Annotated in this window: 11 protein-coding genes and 3 tRNA genes; 7 read left to right on the top strand and 7 right to left on the bottom strand. The window is 60.7% G+C overall.

What is annotated here, in order from left to right:
• Window positions 1–5: 5 nt before the first annotated feature.
• Window positions 6–1,076, bottom strand: coding sequence for a PA0069 family radical SAM protein (locus AC2FM5_RS07530; RefSeq protein ID WP_170363383.1), 1,071 nt, complete (start codon window positions 1,074–1,076; stop codon window positions 6–8).
• 277 nt (window positions 1,077–1,353) lie between these two features.
• Between AC2FM5_RS07530 and AC2FM5_RS07525 the strand changes: the two genes are divergently transcribed.
• Together AC2FM5_RS07525 and AC2FM5_RS07520 are read left to right on the top strand one after the other, a co-directional pair.
• Entirely contained in the window at window positions 1,354–2,052 is a 699-nt protein-coding gene (locus AC2FM5_RS07525; protein ID WP_093962188.1) for a corrinoid protein, read from the top strand.
• Between the two features lie 175 nt (window positions 2,053–2,227).
• The gene (locus AC2FM5_RS07520) at window positions 2,228–2,899 is read left to right on the top strand and encodes a DUF1638 domain-containing protein (protein ID WP_496734816.1); all 672 of its coding nucleotides are present in this window, start codon (window positions 2,228–2,230) and stop codon (window positions 2,897–2,899) included.
• Between the two features lie 25 nt (window positions 2,900–2,924).
• Here AC2FM5_RS07520 and AC2FM5_RS07515 read toward each other — a convergent pair whose 3' ends face one another.
• Window positions 2,925–3,335: a SufE family protein gene (locus AC2FM5_RS07515; RefSeq protein WP_170359067.1), complete on the bottom strand. Its 411-nt coding sequence runs from the start codon at window positions 3,333–3,335 to the stop codon at window positions 2,925–2,927.
• A 137-nt stretch (window positions 3,336–3,472) separates the two neighbouring features.
• Here AC2FM5_RS07515 and AC2FM5_RS07510 point away from each other — a divergent pair, with 137 nt between their 5' ends.
• Window positions 3,473–3,997, top strand: coding sequence for a hypothetical protein (locus AC2FM5_RS07510; protein WP_496734814.1), 525 nt, complete (start codon window positions 3,473–3,475; stop codon window positions 3,995–3,997).
• Window positions 3,998–4,005: 8 nt separating this feature from the next.
• Here AC2FM5_RS07510 and rnd read toward each other — a convergent pair whose 3' ends face one another.
• From rnd to purM, 3 genes are all read right to left on the bottom strand, one after another.
• A complete protein-coding gene (rnd, locus tag AC2FM5_RS07505; protein ID WP_170367186.1) occupies window positions 4,006–5,163 on the bottom strand; it encodes a ribonuclease D in 1,158 nt (385 codons plus the stop codon).
• A 113-nt stretch (window positions 5,164–5,276) separates the two neighbouring features.
• On the bottom strand, window positions 5,277–5,873 hold the full coding sequence (gene purN / locus AC2FM5_RS07500) for a phosphoribosylglycinamide formyltransferase (RefSeq protein ID WP_093962193.1): 597 nt from the start codon (window positions 5,871–5,873) through the stop codon (window positions 5,277–5,279).
• Complete coding sequence (gene purM / locus AC2FM5_RS07495; protein WP_170402879.1) at window positions 5,870–6,916, bottom strand: phosphoribosylformylglycinamidine cyclo-ligase; 1,047 nt, start codon at window positions 6,914–6,916, stop codon at window positions 5,870–5,872. The genes purN and purM overlap by 4 nt, the downstream gene beginning before the upstream one ends.
• Before the next feature lie 106 nt (window positions 6,917–7,022).
• On the opposite strand from purM, the gene AC2FM5_RS07490 reads away from it, so the two are divergent.
• Window positions 7,023–7,099, top strand: a tRNA-Ile gene (locus tag AC2FM5_RS07490).
• Window positions 7,100–7,112: 13 nt separating this feature from the next.
• Here AC2FM5_RS07490 and AC2FM5_RS07485 read toward each other — a convergent pair.
• Entirely contained in the window at window positions 7,113–8,432 is a 1,320-nt protein-coding gene (locus AC2FM5_RS07485; protein ID WP_496734811.1) for an ATP-binding protein, read from the bottom strand.
• 44 nt (window positions 8,433–8,476) lie between these two features.
• Between AC2FM5_RS07485 and AC2FM5_RS07480 the strand changes: the two genes are divergently transcribed.
• Both AC2FM5_RS07480 and AC2FM5_RS07475 read left to right on the top strand, forming a co-directional pair.
• Window positions 8,477–9,391, top strand: a complete 915-nt coding sequence (locus AC2FM5_RS07480; RefSeq protein WP_170439094.1) for an MBL fold metallo-hydrolase — start codon at window positions 8,477–8,479, stop codon at window positions 9,389–9,391.
• A 74-nt stretch (window positions 9,392–9,465) separates the two neighbouring features.
• A tRNA-Asn gene (locus tag AC2FM5_RS07475) sits at window positions 9,466–9,540 on the top strand.
• 258 nt (window positions 9,541–9,798) lie between these two features.
• Here AC2FM5_RS07475 and AC2FM5_RS07470 read toward each other — a convergent pair.
• On the bottom strand, window positions 9,799–10,962 hold the full coding sequence (locus AC2FM5_RS07470; RefSeq protein WP_496734809.1) for a metal-dependent hydrolase family protein: 1,164 nt from the start codon (window positions 10,960–10,962) through the stop codon (window positions 9,799–9,801).
• A 415-nt stretch (window positions 10,963–11,377) separates the two neighbouring features.
• Between AC2FM5_RS07470 and AC2FM5_RS07465 the strand changes: the two genes are divergently transcribed.
• Window positions 11,378–11,452, top strand: a tRNA-Asn gene (locus AC2FM5_RS07465).
• The last annotated feature ends 20 nt before the right edge of the window (window positions 11,453–11,472 follow it).

Below are 11,472 nucleotides of genomic sequence, written 5' to 3'. Positions count from 1 at the left end.
TTTTCTTATTGGAACAGTGACAATTGATCCCCGGCCCGCGCAGGCCGTGCAAAGAGGTCGCAACGCAGTTTGGGAGTTGTGGTCGCCAAGCCAAGTCGCGCAATCGCAGACTTGAACCGCTTGGCGACCATTTCGGCGTAGACTCCCTCGCCGCGCATCCGATGCCCCCACCGCGGGTCGTAGTCCCTGCCCCCGTGCATTTCGCGCAACCGCGCCATGACCTTTTCAGCGCGACCAGGCTCGTGTTCGGACAACCACTCCTGCCACAGTTGCGAGACTTCGCGGGGCAACCGTAGCATGATCCAACTGGCCGCATCCGCGCCGGCGTCGCGGCCCGCCTCCAACAGCGCTTCAAGCTCGTGATCGGTCAGTCCCGGAATGATCGGGGACGTCATGACGCGCACGGGAATCCCGGCCTCGGTCAGCTTTCGGATCGTGCGCAGCCGACGTTTTGGCGCAGGGGCACGCGGTTCCATCCGCCGCGACAGGCCAGAATCCAACGTGGTCAGCGAGATGCCGACCCGGACCAGCCCGAGGGCGGCCATCGGCGCGAGAATGTCGATATCCCGTTCGATCAAAGCACCCTTTGTCACGATCGCAACCGGGTGGTTGAAATCTCTCAGAACCTCCAGGCAGGCCCTTGTGATCGAAAGTGTTTTTTCGATCGGCTGATACGGGTCCGTATTTGTACCCAGCGCAATCGGCGCCACCTTGTACCGCGCGGACGAAAGCTCGCGCGCAAGCACATCAGGCGCGTTCGGACGTGCGATCAGTCGCGTTTCGAAATCCAACCCGGCAGATAGACCGAGATATGCATGTGTGGGTCGGGCAAAGCAGTAGACGCAACCGTGTTCGCACCCGCGATACGGGTTGATCGACCGGTCAAATGGCAGATCGGGTGACTTGTTGTAGGTGATCAGAGACTTCGCGACCTCGTCCCGAACCGAGGTTCGCAAGGGAGGCAGAGGCTCGGGATCCTCCCAGCCGTCATCGACCGCTTCGTGCGCATACGCCTCGTACCGACCAGCGTCGTTCGATACGGCACCTCGCCCGGAAATAGTGTGGCGCAACGGCATGCTTGTTCCCCCTTTGTTCACGCAATTCCTAGCATCTTCGGGTTTCCGCGGCAAGTCTGCCATCACAGTTGCCGGCCTTGTCTCATGCACAGAACCCATGAATACCGCTCAGAAAGATCATGTGAAATTTGGCGTCGAGCGCGGCAAGATTTTCACCTATAGGTCGGTCTCGGAACCGCCGAGGTCGCAATCGTCACAGTCTAACTGCGGCGAAATGGCCAAAACGGGAAAAACAGCCACCAAGGGCGCAAGGCCCGCCAGCTCAGGGAAATGACCCATGTCCGATGAAGAAGACATCGTCCTGTCGGAACTCAACGACGACGAACTCGTCGAACAGATGTTTGATGACCTCTACGATGGTCTGAAGGAAGAGATCGAAGAAGGCGTGAACATCCTGCTGGAACGTGGATGGGCACCTTATGACATTCTGACCAAGGCGCTTGTCGGCGGCATGACTATCGTCGGCCAGGATTTCCGCGACGGCATCCTGTTCGTGCCCGAAGTTCTGCTGGCCGCCAACGCGATGAAGGGCGGCATGGCCATCCTCAAGCCTCTGCTGGCGGAAACCGGCGCTCCGCGCGTTGGCAAGATGGTGATCGGCACCGTCAAGGGCGACATCCACGACATCGGCAAGAACCTCGTCTCGATGATGATGGAAGGCGCCGGTTTCGAGGTTGTCGATATCGGCATCAACAATCCGGTCGAAAACTACCTGGAAGCGCTTGAAACCGAGCAGCCTGATATTCTGGGCATGTCGGCCCTGCTGACGACGACCATGCCGTACATGAAAGTGGTCATCGACACGTTGGTCGAACAGGGCAAGCGTGACGATTACATCGTGCTGGTAGGCGGCGCCCCGCTGAACGAAGAGTTCGGCAAGGCGATCGGCGCTGACGCCTATTGCCGGGACGCGGCGGTTGCGGTCGAAACCGCCAAGGAGTTCGTCTCGCGCAAGCACAACCAACTGGCGGGTTGATCCTGCACGCCTTGTTTTGTCAAAGCCGCCTGTCCGGGCGGCTTTTTCATTTCCGGGCCGTGGCATCACAACGAGATCGAAACTCAGGTGCCGAGTGTGTGATCCCAAAGGCCGCGAACTTGCATCCGGGGCTTTTTCGCAGTCATTTGACATTGGAACCTTGCGGAGGCGAAACATGCCGCAGCACGACATGCCTGACGACAAACGCCTGACGGAAAAGGGCTTTGACGAGATGGATGCACAGCAAAGCATCCTGTTGATCGCCTGCGGCGCGTTGGCGCGCGAGATTCTGGACCTGAAAACACGCAACGGCTGGGACCACCTTGCTCTGACGTGCTTGCCTGCCATCCTGCATGTCTATCCCGAACGGATCACTCAGGCCGTCGAGGATGTCGTCGCCAAGCATCGCGACCAGTATGACCGGATTTTTGTCGTCTATGCCGATTGCGGGACCGGCGGACTGTTGGAGCAGGCCTGTAAACGACTGGGTGTCGAAATGGTGCGGGGACCGCACTGTTATTCCTTCTTCGAAGGTAACGACAAATTCGCCGAACGCGGCGACGATGAGACTACGGCCTTTTACCTGACCGACTTTCTGGCCAGACAATTTGATGCGTTCGTCTGGAAGCCGCTGGGGCTGGATCGGCACCCGGAACTGCGCGACATGTATTTCGGAAATTACACCAAGCTGATCTACCAAGCGCAGACAGATGACCCCGAACTGACCCGTCGGGCACAGGAATGCGCCGATCGGATGGGGCTGGAGTTCGAACGCCGTTTTACCGGATATGGCGATCTCGAGACCACGCTGAAAGACTGGGCCGACGCACGCCCCAATTCTTCCTGATTGGCCCCCGAATGGCGAAACCGGCTCAGGCGTTTTCGCGCGCTACGTCTCGGATTCGGTCGATCATCGCACGCACACCGTTCGACCGCTGGGCCGACAGATGTTCATTCAACCCCAACCGGGCAAGCTCGGCCGCGGCGTCGACCTTCTCCACTTCGGCAACGGGCAAACCGTTGTAAAGCGAGCGCAATACAGCGATCAGACCACGAACGATCAGCGCGTCGCTGTCGCCGTCGAACCGAAAAACGCCATTTTCGATCACCGGATGAAGCCAGACCTGACTGGCGCAGCCATGGACTTTGGTTGCCGGCACCTTCAAGGCGTCATCCAGCGGCTCCATCGCCTTGCCCTGCTCGATCACGTGGCGGTACCGGTCTTCCCAGTCCTCAAGGAACTCGAAATCCTCGACAATCTCCTCAAAGGCAGGCGTGGCCATGAACGTGGGTCCTTCGGTTGCGGTTCTGGTTCTGACCTAAGTCGCTCGATGTCCGGTGTCCACCCCATGGGCGGCTTTTCAAACGACCGAAAGTAGGCTAACCCAGTGCGGGTAATACCTTGCAAAGCTTTGGGTCCATGCAAAAAACTGTTTCCGTCTTTCTTGTCGCCCTGTTGACCCTGTCCGCCTGCAGCAGCTGGCGCGATTCCCGGGCAAACCCGTCGAACTGGTTCGGGAACAGCACGCCTGCCCCGGTCGAGACATCGGCCAGCGACGCAGATGCGCTGGTGCCGAAGCAAAGCTCGGGCCGGGGACTGTTCGCGCGCCCTGAACCCGAAGATACCAGCGTACCGATCACCACCATCACCGAGCTGCGGATCGAGCCGAACGCCTCGGGGGCAATCGTTGTCGCGCAAGGCACCGCCTTCCGCCAGGGCGCCTATGACGCAAAGCTCACCTTCGTCGAATCCGAGGAAAACCGGAAGAACGGCGTTATGGAGTTCGTTTTCCGCGTGAACTACCCGACCTATGCCACTGCGCAGGGGCCCGAACGTACGCGTGAAGTGACCGATGCGGTCAATGTCAGCCGTCAGGACCTTGAAGGCATTCGTCTGATCCGCGTGGTTGGTCAGCAGAACGCCCTGGAATCGCGTCGGCGCTGAAATCAATCTTAAAGGGGGACGACCTGAACAGTTTGTCCCTTCGCTGCCAAGGCAATCTCGCCTCTGCAGAGTTTGAGCGCGTCCTCGCCAAAAACCTCGAACCGCCAGCCGGACATCGCAGCAACGTCACGGTCCCCAGCCGCGATCTGATCCAGCTCCGAGCTGGTCGCGATGAGCTTGGCCGCGACCCCTGCGGTTTCCGTCTTTGACTTCAGCAATACCCGCAGCAGATCAGCCAGCGCGGGGTTCACCTTGATCTTGTCCCGGCTGTTGTCCACCCGGGGAAGATCCTCTGGCGGGCAATTCACACCGGCCTGTACGGCGGCCAGAATACCGTCAGCGATGGCACCTTTGCGCGCTTCGCGCAGCAGCAAACGCGAGCTGCCCAGATCAGCATGCGTGCGTGGTTTGGTCGACGCCAGCTCGACCAGCGCATCATCCTTGAATACACGGCTGCGTGGCACGTTGTTCTGCTGGGCATATTCCTCACGGAACCGGGCAAGCTCCCGCACCACCGCAAGGAACTTGGCCGAGTTGGTTCGGGTCTTGACCCGCCGCCATGCCTCTTCGGGGCGGATGTCATAGGTTGCCGGATCGGTCAGAACGCGCAACTCCTCCGCTACCCAATGGCTGCGCTTGGACTTCTCCAGCTCGGCGGCCAGATGTTCATAGATTTTGCGCAGATGCGTCACGTCCGCCAGCGCATAGGTCTGCTGGGCCTCGCTCAGCGGGCGCCGCGACCAATCAGTAAACCGCGAGGTCTTGTCCAGACCCTGTTTGCAGATTTTGCGAACCAGCGTTTCATAGCCAACCTGTTCCCCGAAACCACAAACCATTGCAGCGACCTGCGTGTCGAATAGCGGCTTGGGGAAAATACCGGCTTCCACCCAGAAAATCTCAAGGTCCTGGCGGGCGGCATGGAAAACTTTGACGACGTTTTCGTTCTGGAACAATTCGTAAAGCGGCTCAAGCGACAGTCCTTCTGCCAGCGGATCGACCAATACCGCGCTGTCCTCGTCTTCAGAGGGCACGGCCAACTGGACCAGACATAACTTGGAGTAGTAGGTCCGCTCGCGCAGGAATTCGGTATCGACGGTCACATAGGGGTGTTGGGCGGCAGCCTTGCAGAAGTCAGCCAACTCTCGCGTGGTTTTGAGGGTCTTCATGCGCTTGCTATTCTTGCTCTTGCTCTGGTCATTGCCCGTTGGTTTCTTCTGCCCCGAGCGCTTGGCCAGACCATAGGCCGAATTGGCCGCTCATGTAAATCTCTGGCGCAAGATCAGGGGAGTAACACCGGTGCGCGATCGCCACGGGCAAAGCGCTCCAGAACCGCCGGATACAGCTTGTGTTCCCAGGCCAGCACCTTCCGAGCAAGCGAATCCGGGGTGTCGCCGGGTTCAACCGGAACCCGGGCCTGCCCCAGGATCGGACCGTCATCCAGCGCCGCGGTGACCTCGTGGACGGTGCAGCCGTGTTCGGCATCCCCGGCGGCGATGGCGCGGGCGTGGGTGTTGAGCCCTTTGTACTTGGGCAGCAGCGAGGGGTGGATATTCAGCATCCGTCCCTGAAAGCGGGACACGAAATCGCCCGTCAGCACGCGCATGAACCCCGCCAGGCAGACGATGTCTGGCTGCGCCTCGAGCAGCGGCTTGCACAACTCGGCCTCAAACGCGGCGCGGTCACCGCCGAACGGCCGGTGATCGACCACGGCTGTGGCAATCCCGCGATCCGCCGCCTTGGCCAGTCCGCCAGCATCTGCATTGTTCGACAGAACCAGACAGGGGCGCGCCGGGTGGTCGCCTGTCATGCTGTCGACCAGCGACACCATGTTCGACCCGCCCCCGGAAATCAGGATGGCGACGCGCTTGTGGCTCACAGCAGCTTGCCTGCGTAGCTGACGCCCGCCCCTTCGGTGACCGATCCGATGCGCGCGACGCTCTCGCCGGCATCCGTCAGCAGGGCGGCCAGGTCATCTGCGCGGTCGGCGGCACAGACGACGATCATGCCGATCCCGCAGTTGAAGGTCTTGAGCATTTCCGCCTCGGCGATGCCCCCGGTTTCCGCCATCCACCTGAACACCGGCGGCAGGTCCCAGGCATTCAGGTCGATTTGCGTACCCAGATCGTCGGGCAGCACGCGCGGCAGGTTCTCGGTCAGCCCGCCGCCGGTGATATGAGCCAGCGCATGCACGCCACCGGCCCGGATCGCGGCCAAGGCGGGTTTGACATAGAGCCGCGTGGGCGTCAGCAGCGCCTCTCCCAAAGGCCCGTCGCAGAAGGGCGAGTCCGCGTCCCATCCCAGGCCCGAGATCTGAACCAGTTTACGCACCAGCGAGTAGCCGTTGGAATGCACCCCGTCCGACGCCAGCCCCAGCAGAACATCCCCGGCCTGCACACCGGCGGGCAGATCGCTGCCGCGCTCCATCGCGCCGACAGCAAAGCCTGCCAGGTCGAAATCGCCATCGGGGTACATCCCCGGCATCTCGGCGGTTTCACCCCCGATCAAGGCACAGCCCGAGCGGACGCAGCCCTCGGCGATGCCTTCGATGATCCGCGCGGCGGTGTCGGTGTCCAGCTTGCCCGTGGCGAAGTAATCTAGAAAGAACAACGGCTCGGCCCCCTGGCAGATCAGGTCGTTCACGCACATGGCCACCAGGTCGATCCCCACACCATCGACCACGCCCGTGTCGATCGCAATCCGCAGCTTGGTGCCCACGCCATCGGTTGCCCCCACCAGGATCGGGTCGGAATACCCTGCCCCTTTCAGGTCGAACAGCGCGCCGAACCCGCCAAGGCCGCTCATGACGCCGGGGCGGTTCGTCCGCTTGGCGGCGGGCTTGATCCGGTCGACCAGCGCGTTGCCCGCATCGATATCCACGCCCGCATCTGCATAGGTGATGCCGTTCTTGCCCGCTGTCATGGCCGTTCCCTCATGAATGCTTTCAGCGCGGGTTAGTCGATTGTGCGCCGCGTTGCAACGGTCAGGCTTGACGCGGCTGTTCTGCGTGGTACCCAAGCGCTCAGGCGGGCCTGTAGCTCAATTGGTTAGAGCAGAGCGCTCATAACGCTTTGGTTGGGGGTTCGAGTCCCTCCGGGCCTACCAAATACGGCCGAAATCACCGCCCGATGATGATGTCTGCGCACAAACCGCCCAAGCGTTCGCTTTGGCTCAAGCGCAAAACACCGCCGTGGACACGAGCGATATCTGCAACGATCGCCAGCCCGAGGCCCACCCCGCTGCCCTGATTCTGGTTCCGCGACGGGTCCAACCGGCTGAACGGCTTAACCGCCTCGGTCCGCTGTTCGGGCGGGATGCCGGGGCCATCATCCTCAACCCGAATGCGCAGCGATTTGTCAGTCAGGGTCATGCTGACCATCGCGTGCGACCCGTAGCGCACCGCGTTGCCGATCAGGTTTTCCACGGCGCGGCGGATTGCAGTCGGACGCAGCATCACTGCACCGTGCCCTTCGGGCGGCAGCAACTCGACACTTTGTCCGGCCCGTTGCGCATCATCCACGATCGAGCGCAGAAGCTCATCCGGACGAACCTCGACCTGCTCGCCCTCGGACGCGCCGCGCGAGAAATCAAGGAAGGCATCCAAGAGTGACTGCATTTCGTTCACGTCCTGAAGCAGCGGCTTTGCATCTTCCTCGGGCAGCATCGACAGGCCAAGCTTGAGCCGGGTCAGAGGCGTTCGCAGGTCATGGCTGACTCCCGACAGCATCAGGGTCCGCTGCTCGATCTGCCGCTCGATCCGGGCGCGCATGTCAAGAAACGCGCTACCGGCGGCCCGCACCTCGACGGCCCCTCCGGGGGTGAACGGCACGACCCGACCGCGACCAAAAGCCTGCGCCGCATCGGCCAGCCGAGTGATCGGCCGCAACTGATTGCGCATGTACAAGAACGAAATCGAGGTCATGATCACCGCAAAGAACAGCATCGTGACGATCAACTGGTGCGGGGCGACCGTCGACAGACGCCGGCGATCGAAGCCAAGCTCCAACACACCCAGATGGGTGTTCAAGAACAAAGTCGCGACCTGACTGTCCGGCAACGATACCGCTACGAGGTTCGGCAGCAGCTCTCGAAGATCAGCGTCGATCTGCGGTGCGATGAAATCATACCAGCGCCGAGGTTCAATAGTAGGCGTTTCGTTGATCCCCAGAAAACGGGCCTGCATGTCCAGCACCCTCAGATCCGGACGCACCGCGGCCAGCGCCTGCTGTTGGGTTTCGGCACCCTGAATGTCTTCCAGAACCAGCCGCACTTCGCGCGACGCCGCCCGGGTCATCTGACCGGTCACATCCTCGAGGTGTTCACGCACGAATGCCACCGACACCACCAACAGAACCACGATCACCGGCAGCACCAGAATCAGGGCCGCCCGGGCATACAAGCTGCGGGGCAAATAGGATTTGAGCCAGCGCGAGGACATGCGCTAAACCTAGCGGGCTGCCCCGCCAAGAGAAAGAGGCCAAGATGCTGCCAGCAGACGATTTCAACCCGAAACCGGGGATCCCTGTCGCCCTGCAGCCGGGCCTCAGGCTATTGCTGGCCCCGAACCCGTCGCCGATGACCTATCTGGGGACAAATACATACCTCCTGGGCACCAGCGACCTTGCCGTAATCGACCCCGGACCGTTGAGCGACAGTCACATGCAGGCCATTCTGGATGCGCTGCAGCCCGGGCAAATGATCAGCCATATCGTGGTCACCCACAGCCACCTGGACCATTCGCCGCTGGCTGCTCCGCTGTCAGAGCGGACAGGTGCCCCGATCTACGCCTTTGGCGGGCCACAGGCAGGGCGCAGCGCGATCATGTCCCAACTGGCCGAGCAAGGCCTCGCCGGCGGCGGCGAGGGAATCGACACGGAATTCCGCCCGGACATCGAGTTGGCGGACGGCGACAGGATCGAGGGGGACGGATGGGGCCTTGAGGTCATTCACACGCCGGGTCATCTGGGCAACCACATCGCGCTGGCCTGGGGAGACGTTTGTTTCACCGCCGATCACGTGATGGGCTGGGCCAGTTCGCTGGTTTCGCCTCCGGATGGCGATCTGACAGACTTCATGAAAGCCTGCCACCGGCTACGCGCACGCGACTGGTCCGTCTTCCATGCCGGACACGGCGCGCCGATCACAGACCCTTCGGGTCGGCTTGACTGGTTGATCCGCCACCGGCTCGAACGTGAGGCACAAATCCTCGACGCGCTGGCCGAGCGCCCGGGCACAGCCCGGGATCTGGCCCAGCGGATCTATGTCGAAACCCCGCCTGCCCTGCTTCCAGCGGCCGAGCGCAACGTGTTTGCCCATCTGGTGGACCTGACCGGAAAAGACCGCGTCGCCCCCCGGGGCGCGCTGTCGGTGCAGACCAGTTTTCATCGCATCTCCTGAACGCACAAAAAATTCGCCCTCGGTGCTTTTCCCCTCTGGACGCCGAAAAACCGGATTGCTATATGCGCCTCAGTTCCGGCGTAGCTCAGCGGTAGAGCAGTTGACTGTTAATCAATTGGTCGTAGGTTCGATCCCTACCGCCGGAGCCAAAATCCTCTGATTTCAGAAGTTTGTGGCGCACCCAACCGCTCGCGTCCCGTGTATGGTCGGTTGCCGATCCGACAGGCCGGGTTTTCAGCTGGTTCCAGGCATACAATCAGCCTGCCCCCAAGGACCTGCGCCGTTAGTTTGGAGTTGGTCTTTCGATCAGCCCAATCCTGTCAATCACACCCGCGAAACATCAGAGAATTTTTCAGCGCCTGTGACGCAAGTTTGGTCCGCCATGCATTTGCACAGCAGATCGTCCGCTACAGTTCGTTTTTGTAGATCACCCCGCCCTTCATGATCAGATCGAAGCGCTCTTCGTATTCGGTCATGACAGACATGTCCTCAAGGGGGTTGCCGTCGATCAGAAGGATATCCGCATGAGCACCTTCCGCAATGACACCCAGCGCCCCGGGATAAGGATTGCGCGGCCCCGACAAGGCAAGCAACTCGGCTGATTTCGAGGTTGCCTGACGGAGTATTTCGGCATTGTCGAACCATTCCGTTCTCAGAGCGAACTCCTCGTTTGCGCGCTTGATCATCTCAGGAGAAGTGATCACGTCCGTGCCGAAGACGATATTCTCGAATCCAAGCTCCTTGGCCATGGTGAACATCTGGTTGATGCCGTCATAGGCTTCGTCATGCTTGGCTTTTTGTTCGTCGTTGTAGCCTGCCGGATGGAATGTGTAGACGATGACCTGCGGCGACAGCCAGGCATCATGCTCCATCATCACGCGCATGGCCTCTTCGCTCATCAGATTGCCATGCTCGATGGACTTCACCCCATTCTCGACGGCGCGGATGATGCCATCCGAGTTGTAGACATGGGCGGTAACGTAGGTGTTCCAGTCTTCGGCCGCCTCGACGGCTGCACGGATTTCGTCTGCCGTGTACTGCGTGGTGTCCAATGGATCAGCAAATGACCCGGTGCCGCCACCGACGGAAATCTTGATCTGCGAGGCCCTGCGGCGCAACACCTCGCGCACGGTTTTCAGAACCTCGTCACGCCCATCGGCAACTGCGACATGGAAGTATTTCATCGGAATGCTGGGCTCGAACACCAATGACCCGGGCTCGTTTGCGTCTGTCCGATGATCCGAGTGGCCCGAGCTCTGCGAGATCATGGGACCCGAAGGATAGACCCGAGGCCCCCTCAGGATGCCCTCGTCTATGGCGCGTTTCAGTGAAAACGAGTTCCCGCCGACATCGCGGACCGTCGTGAACCCCTGCATCAGGTATTGTTCGGCGACGGTTGCGGCAACATAGGCCCAGTATTCGCGATCGGCATTGAATGCGATACCGAACGGCATCTGAAACATCAGATGCGCATGCATGTCGGCAAATCCGGGCATCAGGAACCGACCCTGCGCATCGATCACCGTCGCCCCCTCCGGCGCATCCAGATCAGGGCCAATGGCCGTGATCACGCCGTCTTGGATCAAAACGTCCTGACCCTCGATCAGGTCGGAACGGACACCGTCGAAAATCCGAGCGCCGGTGATCAGGGTTCCGGCCTCTTGGGCGATCCCCGGCGCGGCGAGAACAAAGAAGAAAAGCTTCGCTGCAATCCTGCAAGCTGTCCGCGTCTTGGGTTCCTTTCCGATTTCAACAGGTTCACCGAAGAATGGTGCATTATCGAGAGGCTAGTCTCTTTCTGATCCGGATGAAACGATCACGTCGCGGCCGGTGCGTAGATCAACGCAACGTTTCACTGCCGCACGAAACAACAAACCTGTTCACCCCGATTGAAATCCGAAACGGAAACCTGGGGCGCGCAATTCGTCCAAAGAAAGCAATTTTCGTCTGGACCTCGTCTTTGCAGATTGGTACACGCCCCTCAGTTCCGGCGTAGCTCAGCGGTAGAGCAGTTGACTGTTAATCAATTGGTCGTAGGTTCGATCCCTACCGCCGGAGCCAAAAATCCTTAGAAATCAAGA

It is taken from the genome of Ruegeria sp. BHSA162, assembly GCF_059613385.1.
The sequence above is the reverse complement of the archived record's forward strand: the minus strand, read 5'-3'. Positions and strand labels throughout refer to the sequence as shown.

Excerpts from the sequence above, each read along its gene's own strand:
- AC2FM5_RS07515 (WP_170359067.1), bottom strand. The coding sequence starts at position 3,335 with ATGGCCACGCCTGCCTTTGAGGAGATTGTCGAGGATTTCGAGTTCCTT.
- AC2FM5_RS07520 (WP_496734816.1), top strand. The coding sequence starts at position 2,228 with ATGCCGCAGCACGACATGCCTGACGACAAACGCCTGACGGAAAAGGGC.
- rnd (WP_170367186.1), bottom strand. The coding sequence starts at position 5,163 with ATGAAGACCCTCAAAACCACGCGAGAGTTGGCTGACTTCTGCAAGGCT.
- AC2FM5_RS07525 (WP_093962188.1), top strand. The coding sequence starts at position 1,354 with ATGTCCGATGAAGAAGACATCGTCCTGTCGGAACTCAACGACGACGAA.
- AC2FM5_RS07480 (WP_170439094.1), top strand. The coding sequence starts at position 8,477 with ATGCTGCCAGCAGACGATTTCAACCCGAAACCGGGGATCCCTGTCGCC.
- AC2FM5_RS07485 (WP_496734811.1), bottom strand. The coding sequence starts at position 8,432 with ATGTCCTCGCGCTGGCTCAAATCCTATTTGCCCCGCAGCTTGTATGCC.
- AC2FM5_RS07530 (WP_170363383.1), bottom strand. The coding sequence starts at position 1,076 with ATGCCGTTGCGCCACACTATTTCCGGGCGAGGTGCCGTATCGAACGAC.
- AC2FM5_RS07510 (WP_496734814.1), top strand. The coding sequence starts at position 3,473 with ATGCAAAAAACTGTTTCCGTCTTTCTTGTCGCCCTGTTGACCCTGTCC.
- purM (WP_170402879.1), bottom strand. The coding sequence starts at position 6,916 with ATGACAGCGGGCAAGAACGGCATCACCTATGCAGATGCGGGCGTGGAT.